The 17,146-nt window shown below is 59.6% G+C and carries 12 protein-coding genes; 9 read left to right on the forward strand and 3 right to left on the reverse strand.

Annotation, left to right across the window (positions count from 1 at the left end):
- The first annotated feature begins 61 nt into the window (after nucleotides 1-61).
- From ACA061_RS23015 to ACA061_RS23030, 4 genes are all read left to right on the forward strand, one after another.
- Nucleotides 62-550 carry a DUF3015 domain-containing protein gene (locus ACA061_RS23015; protein WP_150595302.1) on the forward strand — a complete coding sequence of 163 codons (489 nt, stop codon included), beginning with the start codon at nucleotides 62-64 and terminating at the stop codon, nucleotides 548-550.
- 264 nt (nucleotides 551-814) lie between these two features.
- Complete coding sequence (locus ACA061_RS23020) at nucleotides 815-2,668, forward strand: Lnb N-terminal periplasmic domain-containing protein (protein ID WP_497300090.1); 1,854 nt, start codon at nucleotides 815-817, stop codon at nucleotides 2,666-2,668.
- 155 nt (nucleotides 2,669-2,823) lie between these two features.
- Nucleotides 2,824-3,180, forward strand: a complete 357-nt coding sequence (locus ACA061_RS23025; RefSeq protein WP_497300091.1) for a hypothetical protein — start codon at nucleotides 2,824-2,826, stop codon at nucleotides 3,178-3,180.
- Between the two features lie 70 nt (nucleotides 3,181-3,250).
- Nucleotides 3,251-3,757: a GreA/GreB family elongation factor gene (locus ACA061_RS23030; protein WP_047303327.1), complete on the forward strand. Its 507-nt coding sequence runs from the start codon at nucleotides 3,251-3,253 to the stop codon at nucleotides 3,755-3,757.
- Here ACA061_RS23030 and gdhA read toward each other — a convergent pair.
- Nucleotides 3,742-5,079: an NADP-specific glutamate dehydrogenase gene (gene gdhA / locus ACA061_RS23035; RefSeq protein ID WP_497300092.1), complete on the reverse strand. Its 1,338-nt coding sequence runs from the start codon at nucleotides 5,077-5,079 to the stop codon at nucleotides 3,742-3,744. The genes ACA061_RS23030 and gdhA overlap by 16 nt on opposite strands.
- A gap of 372 nt (nucleotides 5,080-5,451) precedes the next feature.
- Complete coding sequence (ettA, locus tag ACA061_RS23040; protein WP_497300093.1) at nucleotides 5,452-7,116, reverse strand: energy-dependent translational throttle protein EttA; 1,665 nt, start codon at nucleotides 7,114-7,116, stop codon at nucleotides 5,452-5,454.
- A 286-nt stretch (nucleotides 7,117-7,402) separates the two neighbouring features.
- Between ettA and morA the strand changes: the two genes are divergently transcribed.
- The 5 genes from morA to ACA061_RS23065 all read left to right on the forward strand — a co-directional run bounded on the left by morA (nucleotide 7,403) and on the right by ACA061_RS23065 (nucleotide 15,924).
- Nucleotides 7,403-11,251 (forward strand): cyclic di-GMP receptor MorA, encoded by a 3,849-nt coding sequence (gene morA / locus ACA061_RS23045; protein ID WP_150602184.1) that lies wholly within the window; start codon nucleotides 7,403-7,405, stop codon nucleotides 11,249-11,251.
- Between the two features lie 253 nt (nucleotides 11,252-11,504).
- Nucleotides 11,505-12,758 carry a serine hydroxymethyltransferase gene (glyA, locus tag ACA061_RS23050; RefSeq protein WP_150597084.1) on the forward strand — a complete coding sequence of 418 codons (1,254 nt, stop codon included), beginning with the start codon at nucleotides 11,505-11,507 and terminating at the stop codon, nucleotides 12,756-12,758.
- 328 nt (nucleotides 12,759-13,086) lie between these two features.
- Nucleotides 13,087-14,400, forward strand: coding sequence for a C4-dicarboxylate transporter DctA (locus ACA061_RS23055; RefSeq protein ID WP_150602183.1), 1,314 nt, complete (start codon nucleotides 13,087-13,089; stop codon nucleotides 14,398-14,400).
- Nucleotides 14,401-14,484: 84 nt separating this feature from the next.
- The gene (locus ACA061_RS23060) at nucleotides 14,485-15,189 is read left to right on the forward strand and encodes a FadR/GntR family transcriptional regulator (protein WP_150602182.1); all 705 of its coding nucleotides are present in this window, start codon (nucleotides 14,485-14,487) and stop codon (nucleotides 15,187-15,189) included.
- A 24-nt stretch (nucleotides 15,190-15,213) separates the two neighbouring features.
- Nucleotides 15,214-15,924 (forward strand): GntR family transcriptional regulator, encoded by a 711-nt coding sequence (locus ACA061_RS23065; RefSeq protein WP_497300094.1) that lies wholly within the window; start codon nucleotides 15,214-15,216, stop codon nucleotides 15,922-15,924.
- 122 nt (nucleotides 15,925-16,046) lie between these two features.
- Here ACA061_RS23065 and yjiA read toward each other — a convergent pair whose 3' ends face one another.
- The gene (gene yjiA, locus ACA061_RS23070; RefSeq protein ID WP_497300095.1) at nucleotides 16,047-17,018 is read right to left on the reverse strand and encodes a GTPase; all 972 of its coding nucleotides are present in this window, start codon (nucleotides 17,016-17,018) and stop codon (nucleotides 16,047-16,049) included.
- Between the last annotated feature and the right edge of the window lie 128 nt (nucleotides 17,019-17,146).

Consider the following 17,146-nt stretch of genomic DNA (forward strand, 5'->3'; position numbering starts at 1 on the left):
CACTGGCACCGTAAGGCGCCAGAACCCTGTCCATTGGTATGCACATAAAGAGATAAAAGCTATGAAACGGATTCTTCTCGGTACTCTCTTCACCGCTGTATCCATCAACGCAATGGCGCAAGCTCCAGGCGGCCCGGATTGCGGTTGGGGCAACATGCTGTTCGAAGGTCAGCGTGGCACCCCGGCTCACTTCCTGGCATCCACCACCAACGGCACTTCCGGTAACGCCACGTTTGGTATGACCTCCGGCACCAACGGTTGCTCGACCAACGCGTCGCTGACCTATGGCGGCAAATCCTGGTTTGCCATGAATGGCATGATGAACGAGCTGTCTGAAGACATGGCCAAGGGCAACGGCGAAGCGCTGACGACCTACGCCGTGGTACTGGGCGTGGCGCCGGAAGACCGTGCGCACTTCGCTGCTGTGACTCACGAGCACTTCCAGCAGATCTTCAGCAAGGCTGACGTGACCGCTGAAGACGTGCATACCAACACCCTGTCCGTGCTGAAATCAGACGCACGTCTGGCCAAGTACGCAACGCAGGCTTAAGCTCGACCCCGCCCGCTTCCTTCGGGGAGCGGGTTTTCTTTTGAATGCTGTCAGTCAATTGTGACGCTGAACCTGTGGTGAGGGGATTTATCCCCGTTCGGCTGCGAAGCAGTCGTGAAACCTGTGCATGCGGTGTATCTGATGCATTGGGGATACAGGTTCTGGGGCCGCTTCGCAGCCCAACGGGGATAAATCCCCTCGCCACAGGGTGAGTGATCACACCCCGATCCGGGTTTTATTTTCTTTCGACTTAAGTTGCCACTTATGCTCAAACGCCTTGCCTGGCTGGCGCTCTGTGTCTGCGCCCCGCTGTCCGCCGCGCCAAACATCGATCCTCAACGTTTGCAGCAACTGGCCAACGACCGCTTCTGGATTTCCCTCGGTCATTACGAAACCGCCAAACTCGGTGGCTGGCGCAGCTATGTCAGCGACAGGAAATTCTTTCTCGCGCCCGATGGCAATGAACACCCCGACCGTGAGCTGGCCGCCACCGTGCAGGCGTTGTACGCCCCGGCCAGTCTTGGTGAGGAGCACGCGCAATGCGTTTATCCGGCCCGCACCCGTTGGTTGAAAACGCAGCTCAACCTGACCGATCTGCCGACGCCGGCGTGCGCCGAATACAAAAAGTGGTTCAAGGACGTTTCGCCGCACAGCGCGGTGATGATCTTCCCGGCGGCGTATCTCAACAGCCCGTCGTCGATGTTCGGCCACACCTTGCTGCGCATCGATCAGGCGGACGTGCAAAGCGACAAGACCTCGCTGCTCAGTTACGCGATCAACTTCGGCGCCTATATCGAAGGTTCGGACAACAGCATTCTCTACGCCTGGAAAGGTTTGATGGGCGGCTATCCGGGGCTGTTTGCGCTGGTGCCCTATCAAGAAAAACTCTCCGAATACCGCAGCCTGGAAAACCGCGATCTGTGGGAGTACCGGCTCAACCTGACGCAAGAAGAAACCGCGCGCATGGTCGAGCATGTGTGGGAGTTGAAGCAGATCCAGTTCGACTACTTCTTCTTCGACGAAAACTGCTCCTACCGTCTGCTCGAACTGCTGCAAGTGGCCCGGCCGAGTCTGCGCCTGACCGAACAATTCCCGCTGACTGCAATCCCTACCGACACGGTCAAAGCCGTTAAAGAAGCGGGTCTGGTGGAAAGCATCGAATACCGCCCGTCCCGTGAACGCGAATTGCTCAGCCGCGCCGAACCGTTGACTGACGAAGAACAGCAATGGGTGCTGCAAGTCAGCGCCGATCAACAGGTGTTGCAAGCGCCCACTTTCAAGGCCCTGCCCCGCGCCCGGCAAGCGCTGATCATCGACGCCGCGTATCGGCTGGAGCGCTACCGCGCCAACGGCCAGGAACGTGATCCGCAACGGGCGCAGCGCAGCTTTGAACTGCTGCGGGCGATCAACAAAAACCCGGCGCCGGAGCTGGAGATCCCTCGTCCTGGCTTGCCGGAGGATGGCCACGAATCGCGCACCTGGCAGGCCGGGCTCGGTACTCGCGGCGACCGTGCGTTCGCCGAGTACGGCTTGCGCATGGCGTATCACGACCTCAACGACAACGCCGAGAGCTTCCCGCTCGGTGCGCAAATCGAAATCCTGCAGATGAAGCTGCGCCAGTACGAAGGCAATCACTGGCAGTTCCAGCAACTGGATCTGGCGACCATTCGCTCGCTGACACCGCGTAACGAGTTGCTGCAGCCATTGTCGTGGCAAGTGACTGGCGGGCTTGAGCGCGTGCCGGGCAAGCACGATGACGAAACCCTGGTCAGCCACGTCAATGGCGGCGGTGGCGGTACGTGGCAATTGGGTGAAGACGTGCTTGGTTTTGCCCTCGGCACGGTGCGTGTCGAACACAACAATGACTTCGCCGAGTTCGTTTCTCCTGCTGGCGGTTTCAATACCGGCGTGCTGTGGAAAAACCCGCTGGGCAATCTCAGCCTCGAAGCCAAGGGTGATTATTTCTTCAATGGCGAAGTGCGCCGTAGCCTGAGCCTGAATCAGCAGTGGGAGTTGTCACGCAATCTCGGTCTGCGCCTGAGTGCGCAGCGGGAGTTCAGTCATGTGGCGACGCCTGAAACTGAAGTGATGCTTGAGGTGAAGTGGTATCACTACTGAAAAGATCGCAGCCTTCGGCAGCTCCTACACTTGGAATGCGTTTCCCCTGTAGGAGCTGCCGCAGGCTGCGATCTTTTGATCTTTCTTTCACACCCCATCAACGAATCCCCTTCTAGACTTTCCCCATAAGCCGTGTGACGGCTCGGGAGAGTGCGATGTGGCGGTGTGCGGTTACGCTGGGTGTTTTGCTATTGCTGAGCGGTTGCCAGACCACTCACGAAGATCTGATCGCCAAGGGTTATCCACCGGCCTTTGCCGACGGTTTTGATGACGGTTGTGTCAGCGGCCGACAAGCCGCCGGCTCGATCAGCGGCGAGTTTCGCAAGAATGTGCCGCGCTATCTCAAGGACAAGCAATACGCCGAGGGCTGGACCGACGGCTTTCGCCAGTGTCAGGCGATGCTGGAAAACAAGGATCGCAACGACTATCGCAACGAGCACTGGGACGAGCGCGAGCGTGCCTGGCAGCAGCAGAAGGATCAGGGCGCCGCGCGGGCCTATCGCTCGCAATAGGTCGTTGGCAGACATCCGATGAAACCAAATGCCTGCGAGCATGGCCCAACCCATTAACGGGGAGGACACCATGAGCCGTGCTTTCGTCAACGAAGACAACGCCGCCGCGCAAGCCGATCAGCCAGTCGAACGGCAGGTCAGCGCGCAGCCCAATTACGTCACACAGCAAGGTCTGCAACAGTTGCAGGCGAAAGTCGCCGAGCTACAAGCCTTGCACGCCGAGCAAACGGCAAAAGGTGAACAGGCTGACAAGCAACGCCAGGCCGATCTCGAACGAGATTTGCGTTACTTCAATCAGCGCCTCGGCAGCGCACAAGTCGCCGTCGCCGCGACGTCTACCGACAAAGTGCAAATCGGCAGTTGGGTAACCTACGCCGACGAACACGACACCGAACGCCGCGTGCAACTGGTCGGTGAAGATCAGGCCGACGCAGCCAAAGGCCTGATCAATTGGGGCTCACCGCTGGGCCGGGCCCTGCTTGGAGCCCGGCTCAACGACGAGGTGCTATGGCAGCGCCCCGCCGGCGATCAAATGATTGAAGTGATTCGCATCGAACCGAATCAGACCACACCCTGAGCCAGCATCGCATCCGCGACTTTGACGAAGCCGGCGATGTTCGCGCCTTTGACGTAGTTGATCTGCCCGTTCTCTTCGCCGTAATGCACACAGGCGTGGTGGATCGACTGCATGATCGCGTGCAACTTGCTGTCCACCTCGCCCGCCGTCCACAACAGGCGCATGGCGTTCTGCGACATTTCCAGACCGCTAACGGCCACGCCGCCCGCATTGGATGCCTTGCCCGGCGCGAACAGAATCCCCGCCTCGATGAAGATATCCACAGCCTCCAGTGTGGTCGGCATGTTTGCGCCTTCGGCCACGCACACGCAGCCGTTGCGCAGCAGCAGGCGGGCGGATTCGGCGTCGAGTTCGTTTTGCGTGGCGCACGGTAGCGCTATGTCGCAGGCCAGCGACCACGGCAACTGATCGGCGCGGAACTCCAGGTTGTAGGCTGCCGCCAATTCGCTGATCCGTCCGCGTTTGACGTTTTTCAGTTCCAGCAGCGCCAGCCACTGTTCTTCGCTCAACCCGGTTTCGCAATACAACGTGCCTTCGGAGTCGGACAGGGAAATCACCTTGCCGCCCAGATCCATGACCTTGCGCGCGGCGTATTGCGCAACGTTGCCGGAACCGGAGATCGCCACGCGTTTGCCTTCAACGGTCTGCTCGCGACGCTTGAGCATCTCTTCAGCGAAATACACGCAGCCAAAACCGGTGGCTTCCGGGCGAATCAGGCTGCCGCCGTACGTCATGCCCTTACCGGTCAGCACGCTGGTGAACTGGTTGCTCAGGCGCTTGTACTGACCGAACAGGAATCCGATCTCCCGCGCACCGACGCCGATGTCGCCGGCCGGCACGTCAACGTCGGCGCCGATATGGCGATACAACTCGCTCATGAACGCCTGGCAGAACCGCATGACTTCGGCGTCGCTCTTGCCCTTCGGATCGAAGTCCGAACCGCCCTTGCCGCCGCCCATTGGCAACGAGGTGAGCGAGTTTTTGAAAGTCTGCTCGAAGGCGAGGAATTTCAGCACGCCCATGTTCACCGAAGGATGGAAGCGCAAGCCGCCCTTGTAGGGGCCGATCGCGCTGTTCATCTGGATGCGGAAACCACGATTGACCTGGACCTTGCCCTGATCGTCGACCCACGACACGCGAAACACCACCGCCCGCTCCGGCTCACAGATGCGCTCCAGAATCCCCGAGGTCAGGTAATGCGGATTGGCCTCAAGAAACGGCCACAGACTGCGCAGGACTTCTTCGACAGCCTGGTGGAATTCGGGTTGATCCGGGTCGCGTTGTTTCAGGCGTGCGAGGAAGGATTCGACGGATTCGATCATGGGAAAAGTCTCGGCAAATTTATTGTCGTTGGAAGAGATTGGGCCGGACTGTAGCAAACGAATTGCGCACAGGAACAGCGCAAAATGTCGCAGATATGAAATTAAATGGTGCACAGGATATAAATCAGACTGTTTTTTGGCCTGTTACGCACCCGAATGGTGAGATCAGGTTCAAGTTATGCACCAACAGTTATACCCGCCATCGCTGGCAAGCCAGCTCCCACAGTTTCAGCGGTGTTCACCTATTCCGGGCACATCACAAATCCTGTGGGAGCTGGCTTGCCAGCGATGAATCCACCTCGGTACCCCGAAAAAACGCTGGCAAAAAAAACGGAGCCCGAAGGCTCCGCTTTTTCATGCAACCAACCCGAATCAGGCCAGTTTTTTGTGGCGTACCCGGTGTGGCTGGGCCGCCGCTTCGCCGAGGCGCTTTTTGCGGTCGGCTTCGTACTCGGTGTAGTTACCTTCGAAGAAGATCGCTTGCGAGTCGTCTTCGTACGCCAGGATGTGGGTCGCGACGCGGTCAAGGAACCACCGATCGTGAGAGATCACAATGGCGGCGCCCGGGAAGTCCAGCAGGGCTTCTTCCAGAGAACGCAGGGTTTCAACGTCGAGGTCGTTGGACGGTTCGTCGAGCAGCAGGACGTTGCCGCCCTCTTTCAGAGTCAGCGCCAGGTGCAAGCGACCGCGCTCACCACCGGACAGGTCCTTGACGAACTTCTGCTGATCGCCGCCCTTGAAGTTGAAGCGACCGACGTAGGTACGCGACGGGATCTCGTAGTTGCCGATGCGGATCTGGTCGGAACCGTCGGAGATCTGCTGGAACACGGTCTTGCTGCCGTCGAGGTCTTCGCGGCTCTGATCGACGCACGCCAGTTGCACGGTTTCGCCGATTTCGATGCTGCCCGAATCCGGTGTTTCCTTGCCCATCAGCATGCGGAACAGGGTCGATTTACCGGCACCGTTACCGCCGATTACGCCGACAATGGCGCCCTTCGGCATCGAGAACGACAGGTTATCGATCAACACGCGATCGCCGTAGCCCTTGGAAACGTTCTTGAATTCGATGACCTTGTCGCCCAGACGCGGACCGGCCGGGATGTAGATTTCGTTGGTTTCCGAACGCTTCTGGAATTCCTGCGATTGCATTTCTTCGAAGCGTTGCAGACGAGCCTTGGATTTCGACTGGCGGGCCTTGGCGCCTTTGCGCACCCACTCCAGTTCTTCTTTCATGGCTTTTTCGTGAGCCGACTGCTGCTTGGATTCGGCAGCCAGACGATCGGACTTGGCTTCAAGCCAACCCGAATAGTTGCCTTCGTATGGAATGCCCGCGCCGCGGTCGAGTTCCAGAATCCAGCCAGCAACGTTGTCCAGGAAGTAACGGTCGTGCGTGATCGCAACCACGGTACCCGGGAAGTCGTGCAGGAAGTGCTCCAGCCACGCCACGGAGTCAGCGTCCAGGTGGTTGGTTGGTTCGTCGAGCAGCAGCATGTCCGGAGCGGACAGCAGCAGACGGCACAGGGCCACACGACGCTTTTCACCACCGGAGAGGAATTCGACCTTGGCATCCCAGGCCGGCAGACGCAGCGCGTCGGCGGCGACTTCCAGTTGACGGTCCAGGTTGTGGCCGTCGCTGGCTTGCAGGATCGCTTCGAGCTTGGCCTGTTCGGCAGCCAGTTTGTCGAAGTCGGCATCTTCTTCAGCATAAGCCGCGTAGACCTCGTCCAGGCGCGCCTGGGCGTTCTTGATCACGCTGACCGCTTCCTCGACCACTTCACGCACGGTCTTGGTCGGATCAAGTTGCGGCTCTTGCGGCAGATAACCGATGTTCAGGTCCGGCATCGGACGGGCTTCGCCCTCGAACTCGGTGTCGACGCCAGCCATGATTTTCAGCAGCGTGGACTTACCCGAACCGTTGAGGCCGAGCACGCCGATCTTGGCGCCGGGGAAGAAGGACAGCGAAATGTTTTTGAGGATTTCCCGCTTCGGCGGAACAACCTTGCCCAGCCGATGCATGGTGAAGACGTATTGAGCCATGGAGAACCTTGGGTCAGTGACAGATGAATGATTGGAGCGCAGGCGATGCCCGGCCAGACCGATGCGCGTCGTTCACTTGATAGTCATCAATGCGTGCGCGCAGAAAAAGTCTGATTGTAGGAGCTGGAACGCTCCCGCGTAACCGGCAAAGCTACCTTAATGATAGAAGGCAGTCCAGCCGCGCGGGGCTGGCACTTCGCCACGACTCAAGGCATGCTAGCCCCCCTCTGGGCGTCCGGCTTATAGTGCACGTCGCGCCAGTCCAGCCAGACCGCAGGATTTCAGCTTGTCCAATGTCACTCCGCCAGCCTCTGTGAGCAGCACCCAACCGGCGCCAGGCTCGCCCCTGCGTGGAACATTAAAGGGTGCGCTGGCGACACTCGTGCTTTTGCTGTTGGCGTTGCTGTTCTGGCAACTGCTCGACCAATTGCGCGAAACCCAAAAAAACCAGCGCCAGTACACCATCGATTACACCGCCGACCTCGCTTCGCAGGTCAGCCTGAACATGGCGCTGAATGCGCAGATCGCGCTCAATCTGCTACCGATCGTCGAACAGCCGCAGTCAGCCGACGAACAGCAGGCGTTGCTGCGCAAGCTCCAGCAATCGTTGCCCGATCTGCGCAGCATGGCGCTGCTCAGCCCTTCCGGCAGAATTATCAATGACAGCGCAGCGGACAGTTCCGACGCCGTCTACTTGACTGAACTGGTGCGCCGAAGCCGCTCCCAGGCGCATTACTTCAGCAACGCGGACGACGGGTCTCTGGTGCATTTGCTGCTGCATCAGGCCAGCGGCAACACGCGCGGCTACTGGGTCTTGCGCCTGACGCCGACCTTCTTCGACTCGCTGACCAAACAAAGTGAAACCGGCCTGCGTCCACTGTGGCTGGTGGAAAACCGTCTCAACCATCAGATCATCAGCCGCGATGAAGCACTGTCGTCGGCCAAGCCCGGCGTACTGAGCCCGGATGATCTGGCCAACACCGTGCTTACGGTGCCGCTGAGCAGCAGCGACTGGCAGTTGCGCGGCCTGTTCGACCGTCAACGTGTGCTTGAAGAGTTGCTGCCGGCGTTCATCGGCAAATGCCTGCTGGGCCTGGCCTTCTCGATGCTGCCGGTGATTGCTCTGCTGAACATGCGCCGCCGTCAGCGCCAGCTGCATGAGGGTCGCCGTCGTTATCAGGATATTTTCGAGGGCACCGGCGTGGCCCTCTGCGTACTCGACCTGTCCGGTCTCAAGCAATTTTTCGACAAGGTGCAGATCCAGACCAGCGATCAACTCAAGGCCTGGCTCGATCAACCGCAACAGCGCCAGCAATTGCTCCAGGAATTGCGCGTCACCGAGGTCAATCAGGTGGCGCTGCAACTGCTCAACGTCAATTCCTGTGACGACGCCTGGCAACTGCTGATCGATGGCCATCCGCACCGTCACTGCGCGATCGGCAATCAGATTCTGGATGCCGTGCTGCAACAGCAAAAACAGCTGGAACTGGAAATCAAACTGCCCGACATCAATGGTCGCGACCAGCATCTGTGGATGGTGCTGCGCCTGCCGACCGAGCAGCATGACTACAAAGCGGTGATCCTCAGCATCAACGACATCACCAGCCGCAAACTGATCGAGCTGTCACTGCTGGAACGTGAAGGTTTCTGGTCGGACGTGGTGCGTACCGTGCCGGATCATCTGTACGTGCAGGACGTAATCAGCCAGCGGATGATTTTCAGCAACCACCACCTCGGCCAGACACTCGGTTACAACCGCAGCGAACTGCATCAGATGGGCGAGTACTTCTGGGAAATCCTGCTGCACCCGGAAGATGCCGACTACTACCATCGCTCGCGCCAGATGCAGCGCCACGCCGGTTACAGCCAGTTGTTGCAATGTCAGTTGCGCTTCCGCCATCGCGACGGCGAGTGGCGGCGCTTCGATATTCGCGAACAGGCACTGGCCCGCGACAAGCACGATCAGGTCACGCGGATCATCGGCGTCGCCAAGGACATCACCGAGCAGATCGAGGCCAGCGAATCCCTGCGCGACAGCGAGCAGCGCTACCGCATGCTCGCCGAAAGCATCAGCGACGTGATCTTCTCCACCGACAGCAAGCTGTCGCTGAACTACGTCAGCCCCTCGGTGCAGGCGGTGCTGGGCTACGACGTCGATTGGATTTTTCAGAACGGCTGGCAATCGACCATTGCCAACCCGCAGCAACTGAATGGCATCCATGCCCTGATGGATCGGGTCAGCAAGGCTTTGGACAACCCCGAGCAACTGGCGCTGTTGCGCAACCAGGTGCAGACCCAGCTGTTCCTGTTCGATTGCCTGCGCGCCGACGGCCGCAAGATCCCGATCGAGTTGCGCCTGGTGCTGGTGTGGGACGAACACGGTGCGTTCGAAGGCGTGCTTGGCGTGGGGCGCGATATCAGCCAGCAGCGCCGCGCCGAAAAAGACTTGCGCATGGCCGCCACGGTTTTCGAACATTCGACTTCGGCGATCCTGATCACCGACCCGGCCGGTTATATCGTCCAGGCCAACGAAGCCTTCAGCCGGGTCAGCGGTTACGCGGTGGCCGAAGTCCTCGACCAGTTGCCGAACATGCTCACCGTCGACGAACAACAGGACGCACACCTGCGTTACGTGCTCAAGCAATTGCATCAGCACAGCACGTGGGAAGGCGAAGTCTGGCTCAAGCGCCGTAACGGCGAGCATTACCCGGCGTGGGTCGGCATCACGGCGGTGCTCGATGACGAGGGCGATCTGGCCAGTTACGTGTGCTTCTTCAGTGACATCAGCGAGCGCAAGGCCAGCGAACAGCGGATTCACCGCCTCGCCTACTACGACGCCCTGACTCATCTGCCGAACCGCACGCTGTTCCAGGATCGTCTGCACACCGCGCTGCAATCGGCCGAGCGGCAGAAGTCGTGGGTGGTGCTGATGTTCCTCGACCTTGACCGTTTCAAACCGATCAACGACTCCCTCGGCCACGCGGCCGGCGACCGCATGTTGAAAGACATGGCCACACGCCTGCTGGCCTGCGTCGACGATGACGACACCGTGGCGCGCATGGGCGGCGATGAATTCACCCTGTTGCTGCAACATCGCTCCAACCGTGAACTGGCGCTGAACCGGGCGATTCATGTCGCCGAGCAGATTCTCGCCAGTCTGGTGCGGCCGTTCGTGCTCGAAGGTCGCGAGTTCTTTGTGACGGCAAGTATCGGCATCGCCCTCAGCCCGCAGGACGGCAACGAACTGAGCCAGCTGATGAAGAACGCCGACACCGCGATGTACCACGCCAAGGAGCGCGGCAAAAACAACTTCCAGTTCTATCAGGCCGACATGAACGCCAGTGCGCTGGAGCGTCTGGAGCTGGAAAGCGACCTGCGCCATGCCTTGGAACAAGACGAATTTGTCCTGTATTACCAACCGCAATTCAGCGGCGACGGCAAACGCCTGACCGGCGCCGAAGCCCTGCTGCGCTGGCGTCATCCGCGTCGCGGACTGGTGCCGCCGGGAGATTTCATTCCGGTACTGGAAGAGCTCGGGCTGGTGGTCGATGTCGGCGACTGGGTAATCAGCGAGGCATGCCGCCAGCTCAAGACCTGGCACCAGAACCGTGTGCGCGTGCCGAAGGTGTCGGTAAACATCTCGGCGCGGCAGTTCTCCGACGGCCAGCTCGGTACGCGGATCGCCACGATCCTGCGCGAAACCGGTCTGCCGCCGGCATGTCTGGAGCTGGAACTGACCGAAAGCATCCTGATGCGTGAAGTCAGCGAGGCGATGCAGATCCTCGCCGGCCTGAAAAACCTCGGCCTGAGCATCGCGGTCGATGACTTCGGCACCGGTTACTCATCGCTGAACTACCTCAAGCAGTTCCCGATCGACGTGCTGAAAATCGACCGTACGTTCGTTGATGGCCTGCCGTCCGGCGAGCAGGACGCGCAGATCGCCAGGGCGATCATCGCCATGGCCCACAGCTTGAATCTGGCGGTGATCGCCGAGGGCGTGGAAACCCATGAACAACTGGACTTCCTGCGTGAGCATGGCTGCGATGAGGTTCAGGGGTATCTGTTCGGGCGGCCGATGCCGGCGGGGCGGTTTGAGGCGCAGTTCAGCAATGATGCGCTGTTCATGTTCGACTGAGAATTTTTGGTGTTGCAAAAAAGATCGCAGCCTGCGGCAGCTCCTACAGGGATTGATGTCGATCACAGTATTCGGGATTGGCTCCGATTACTGTAGGAGCTGCCGAAGGCTGCGATCTTTTGAGGCCGGCACAATTACCATCGATCTGCGCATGAACGCCACTTGTCTGCGACATGATGTCGTTTCATATGCCATCCAAAACCCATTGGGTTAGAATGCCCCCCTTTTCTGCCCCCGATCCTTGAGGACCGCCATGTTCAGCCGTGATTTGACTATTGCCAAGTACGACGCCGATCTCTTTGCCGCCATGGAGCAAGAAGCCGTGCGCCAGGAAGAGCACATTGAGCTGATCGCTTCGGAAAACTACACCAGCCCAGCGGTGATGGAAGCTCAAGGCTCGGTATTGACCAACAAATACGCCGAAGGTTATCCGGGCAAGCGCTACTACGGTGGTTGCGAGTACGTCGATATCGTTGAGCAACTGGCCATCGACCGCGCCAAAGAACTGTTCGGTGCCGACTACGCCAACGTTCAGCCGCACGCCGGTTCGCAAGCCAACAGCGCCGTTTACCTGGCATTGCTGTCGGCCGGTGACACCATTCTGGGCATGAGCCTGGCCCACGGTGGTCACCTGACCCACGGCGCCAGCGTTTCCTCCTCGGGCAAGCTGTACAACGCCATCCAGTACGGCATCGACGCCAACGGCCTGATCGACTACGACGAAGTCGAGCGTCTGGCGGTTGAGCACAAGCCGAAAATGATCGTGGCCGGTTTCTCTGCCTACTCGCAGATCCTGGACTTCCCGCGTTTCCGCGAAATCGCTGACAAGGTTGGCGCTTACCTGTTCGTCGACATGGCTCACGTGGCCGGTCTGGTTGCCGCTGGCGTTTACCCGAACCCGGTGCCTTTCGCTGACGTCGTGACCACCACCACGCACAAGACCCTGCGCGGTCCACGTGGCGGCCTGATCCTGGCTCGCGCCAACGCCGACATCGAGAAGAAGCTCAACTCCGCCGTATTCCCGGGTGCCCAGGGTGGCCCGCTGGAGCACGTGATCGCCGCCAAAGCGATCTGCTTCAAGGAAGCGCTGCAGCCTGAGTTCAAGACTTACCAGCAACAAGTGGTGAAAAACGCCCAGGCCATGGCCAGCGTGTTCATCGAGCGCGGTTTCGACGTGGTTTCCGGCGGTACTGAAAACCACCTGTTCCTGCTGTCGCTGATCAAGCAGGAAATCTCCGGTAAAGACGCCGACGCTGCTCTGGGCAAAGCGTTCATCACCGTGAACAAGAACTCCGTGCCTAACGATCCACGCTCGCCGTTCGTGACTTCCGGCCTGCGCTTCGGTACTCCGGCTGTGACCACTCGTGGCTTCAAGGAAGCAGAGTGCAAAGAGCTGGCCGGCTGGATCTGCGACATCCTGGCTGACCTGAATAACGAGGCGGTGATCGATGCCGTTCGTGAGAAAGTCAAAGCCATCTGCAAGAAACTGCCGGTATACGGCGCTTAATTGCGACGCTAAAACCGCAGCATGAAAAACCGGCCAAGTGATTGGCCGGTTTTTTTTCGCCTGAAGAAAGATCAAAAGATCGCAGCCTTCGGCAGCTCCTACATTGGGATTCACGTTTCCGTGTAGGAGCTGCCGAAGGCTGCGATCTTTTGATCTTTGGCCACTGGTCAGACCGGTCATGCCAATTTCACTATTTTCACTTGTCATTCCAAAAAAACCGAGCGTAGACTGCACCCGCACTGGACATACCGGTAAGACCACAATAATTAAGTCCTGAATCTGATACGCCCCGCGTACGGCAGCCAGGACACCGACCAGGATTCCTCCCATGCTCAGATGGTGCTCGCGTTCAATCTTCCTCCAAGTGGTTCTCGGACTGGTGCTCGGCATCGTCTGCGGGCTGACCCTTCCGGAATACTCCGCCCAGCTCAAACCGCTCGGCGACGGCTTCATCAAACTGATCAAGATGCTTATCGGCCTGATCGTGTTCTGCGTGGTAGTCAGCGGCATCAGTGGCGCGGGCGATCTGAAGAAGGTCGGCCGGATAGGCCTCAAGTCGGTTATCTATTTTGAAGTGCTTACCACCATTGCCCTGGTGATCGGCCTGGTATTCGCCTTCAGCACTGGCATCGGCAGTGGCGCGAATATCCACTTGGAGCAATTGTCCACGGCCGACATGGGCGATCTGGCCGAGCGCGGCCAGCACATGCACACCACCACGCAGTTCCTGATGGACCTGATCCCGACGTCGGTGATCGGCGCCTTTGCCGAGAACAACATTCTGCAAGTGCTGCTGTTCTCGGTACTGTTCGGCAGCGCGTTGAACCTGGTTGGCGAAGCGGCATCCGGGATCTCGCGGCTGATCAACGAACTGAGCCATGTGATCTTCCGGATCATGGGCATGATCGTGCGTCTGGCGCCAATTGGAGTGTTCGGCGCCATCGCCTTCACCACCAGCAAATACGGCATCGATTCGCTGCAACATCTGGGCAGTCTGGTCGGCTTGTTCTACCTGACCTGCATCGCGTTCGTCAGCGTGATTCTGGGCCTGGTGATGCGTGCGTCCGGCCTGCGTATGTGGCCGCTGCTCAAGTACCTGCGCGAAGAACTGCTGATCGTCATGGGCACGGCATCGTCCGATGCGGTGTTGCCGCAGATCATGCGCAAACTGGAACACCTCGGCATTGGCAGCTCGACCGTCGGGCTGGTGATTCCCACCGGCTATTCGTTCAACCTCGACGGTTTCTCGATCTACCTGACGCTGGCCATCGTCTTCATCGCCAACGCTACCGGCACGCCTTTGGCCATGACTGATTTGCTGACGATTCTGCTGGTGTCGTTGATCACCTCGAAAGGCGCCCACGGTATCCCCGGTTCGGCCTTGGTGATTCTCGCGGCGACATTGACGGCAATTCCGGCGATCCCGGTGGTCGGTCTGGTGTTGGTGCTGGCGGTGGACTGGTTCATGGGCATCGGCCGCGCGCTCACTAACCTGATCGGCAACTGCGTCGCCACCGTGGCCATCGCCCGCTGGGAAAAAGACATCGATGTACAACGCGCGAACAAAGTACTTAGCGGTCAGCAGGGCTACACCTTTCAGCCGCGTAAAACAGCAACTCCGGCGCACCAGCAGGAGTTCTGATTTCAACCCTGCCGGGATTGCCGCTGGGCTGCGATCTTTCGATCTGGCCTGCGGCAGATCCCGCAGGCACATGGAGCAAGACAAGTGATTACCACATCAACCGTCGTCAACTCAGTCGTAGAAAAACTCCGCGCCGCACTGGCCCGGGGTCAGTGGCGCACCGGCGACATGTTGCCGGGCCAGCGCGAACTGGCCGAACAACTGGGCATCAGCCGCCCAAGCCTGCGCGAAGCGGTGATCGTCCTGGAAACCCTCGGCCTCGTCCGCTCGATGCCGGGCAAAGGCGTGGTAGTGCTCGACGCGCAACTCAGCGACAGCCAGAGCCACGACAGCGCGGTGGCCGGTGCCAGTCTCGAAGACGTGCTGCAACTGCGCTACACCCTTGAACCGTTCATTGTCGGCCTGGTGGCGCAGTCGATCAGCAGCAAGGAAGTCGGCCAGTTGCGTCTGACCCTGATGGACATGCGCGAAGCGCTTGAAGCCGGCGACAGTGAAGCCGGGGTCAGCGCCTACATCGCGTTCCACGAAGAGCTGTTCACCCTGACCTCGAATCCGATCTTTCAAAGTGTGGTGCAACAGACCAGCAACGCCCTCAAGCAAAGCGCCGAAGTGCTGCGCAACTCCCCGGAACATCTGGCCGAACGGCTGGAAGAAAACGAAGCCGTGGTCCGTGCGATTCGCAGCAAGAACAGCGCCCAGGCCAGCGCTGAAATGCGCCGGCACATTCTGCGTGAGGCACAGCGGATGGGCATCGAGATGAACATTCCGGACGACCACTTGAGTAACTGAAATATTTCACACTGGAGACCGGCCATGAACAGCCTTGCCACGCCGTCGCACCCTCGCCAGATGTCAGCCGCCCTGCCCTTCTCCCGCCTGCGCGCGCCGGTGGATGATCTGTACCCGCGCCTGTTCGACGCGATTCTGGAGCAGCGCATCGACCCGAGCAGCCGCTTCACCGAAGACAGTCTCAAGCAGATGTTCGGCGCCAGCCGCGCGGACGTGCGCCGGGCGCTGACGCAGCTTGGCAACGAGCACGTCATCGTGTTGCGCGCCAATCATCGGCCACGGGTGGCCGCGCCGGATGCAGAGCAAACGCGGCAGACTTTGCATGCACGACGGCTGACGGAAAGCACACTGGTGCGCCTGGCGTGTCAGCGCCCACAGGCTGACGGTTTGAAACGTCTGCGAGCCTTGATAGAGCGTGAACGGCAGGCCGTGGAACAGGATCGACGGGGTGCGGCGATTCGCTTGTCCGGGGAGTTTCATCTGCAATTGGCGCGCATGGCGGGTAATGCACCGCTGGCGCATTTTCTGGGCAGTCTGGTACCGCTAACTTCATTGGCAATTGCGCGGTGTGCTGGATCGACCCGCAGTTGTTGCGCGTGGCGGGAGCATTTGGCGATTGTTGAGGCGGTTGAGTGTGGGGATGGTGGCAGGGCTGAGTTGCTGATGAATCGGCATCTGGATCATCTGGAGGAGACCCTTCTGTATTCCGTCAACGACCGCTGCGTCGTCGGTTAGATCGCCATCGCGGGCAAGCCCGCTCCCACAGTGGTTGAGGTGACCACAAAATTTATGACCGACGCTTAACCTGTGGGAGCGGGCTTGCCCGCGATAGCGTCATCACTGACGCTGAAGATCCATCAGCTCGCCACCACCTTGGCAAACCCCGCCCGGATCTTCTCTTCCGGCAAATCATCGGCAATAAACACAATCACACTCTCGCGTTTCTCACCCTCGGCCCATTCGGTGTCCCAGTCGAAACCGTAAAGTTTCAACACGCCCTGAAACACCAACCGCCGATCTTCCCCGGCAATGTTCAGCACGCCTTTGTAACGCAGCAATTGCTTGCCGTGCTCTTCCAGCAGCTCATTCATGAACTCGCTGAGCTGATCGATATCCAGCGGCTGATCGGTGCGCAGTACCAGACTTGAGATGCGGTCGATCGAGGGGGCTTTGCTCACCGGGCGCAGGCTCAGGCCGCCGCCGAGATCGGCATTCAGGTTGAAGCCGCGCACATCCAGCAGTTCGGCCAGATCGATGTTGCCATGCTCGACCACGCGGATCGGCGCACGGCGGTTGATTCGGGTCAGACGTTCGCTCAGCGCGGTGAACGTTGCTTCGTCCACCAGATCGGTCTTGCTCACAAGCAAACGGTCGGCGAAACCGATCTGCGCCTGAGCGATGGTCTGGGTCAGGTGCACGTCGGCGTGAGCTGCGTCGACCAGAGTGATGATGCCGTCGAGCAGGTAACGCTCGCGCAGTTCTTCGTCGATGAAAAAGGTCTGCGCGACCGGTGCCGGATCGGCCAGACCGGTGCACTCGATGACCAGACGATCGAAGGCGATCTCGCCGCTGTCCAGACGCTCAAGGAGCAGGTACAGGGCTTTGGTCAGATCCGTGTGAATGGTGCAGCAGACGCAGCCGTTGGCCAGGGTCATGACCTGCACCGGCTCGTCGCCCAGCAACTGGGTGTCGATACCGGCATCGCTGAATTCGTTCTCGATGACGGCGATTTTCAGGCCGTGCTCGGCTTTCAGGATATGGCGCAGCAACGTGGTCTTGCCGGCGCCGAGGAAACCGCTGAGCACTGTTACGGGTATTGGAGAAGACAAATCGATCCCCTTCACAAAATGAATGAACAACACAAAACAAATGTGGGAGCCAGCCTGCTGGCGATTGCGGTGTGTCATTCGACATGGATGTCGACTGACACGCCCTCATCGCCAGCAGGCTAGCTCCC

The organism is Pseudomonas sp. LBUM1668, assembly GCF_059695715.1.

Excerpts from the sequence above, each read along its gene's own strand:
- ACA061_RS23015 (WP_150595302.1), top strand. The coding sequence starts at position 62 with ATGAAACGGATTCTTCTCGGTACTCTCTTCACCGCTGTATCCATCAAC.
- ACA061_RS23020 (WP_497300090.1), top strand. The coding sequence starts at position 815 with ATGCTCAAACGCCTTGCCTGGCTGGCGCTCTGTGTCTGCGCCCCGCTG.
- ACA061_RS23025 (WP_497300091.1), top strand. The coding sequence starts at position 2,824 with ATGTGGCGGTGTGCGGTTACGCTGGGTGTTTTGCTATTGCTGAGCGGT.
- ACA061_RS23030 (WP_047303327.1), top strand. The coding sequence starts at position 3,251 with ATGAGCCGTGCTTTCGTCAACGAAGACAACGCCGCCGCGCAAGCCGAT.
- gdhA (WP_497300092.1), bottom strand. The coding sequence starts at position 5,079 with ATGATCGAATCCGTCGAATCCTTCCTCGCACGCCTGAAACAACGCGAC.
- ettA (WP_497300093.1), bottom strand. The coding sequence starts at position 7,116 with ATGGCTCAATACGTCTTCACCATGCATCGGCTGGGCAAGGTTGTTCCG.
- glyA (WP_150597084.1), top strand. The coding sequence starts at position 11,505 with ATGTTCAGCCGTGATTTGACTATTGCCAAGTACGACGCCGATCTCTTT.
- ACA061_RS23055 (WP_150602183.1), top strand. The coding sequence starts at position 13,087 with ATGCTCAGATGGTGCTCGCGTTCAATCTTCCTCCAAGTGGTTCTCGGA.
- ACA061_RS23065 (WP_497300094.1), top strand. The coding sequence starts at position 15,214 with ATGAACAGCCTTGCCACGCCGTCGCACCCTCGCCAGATGTCAGCCGCC.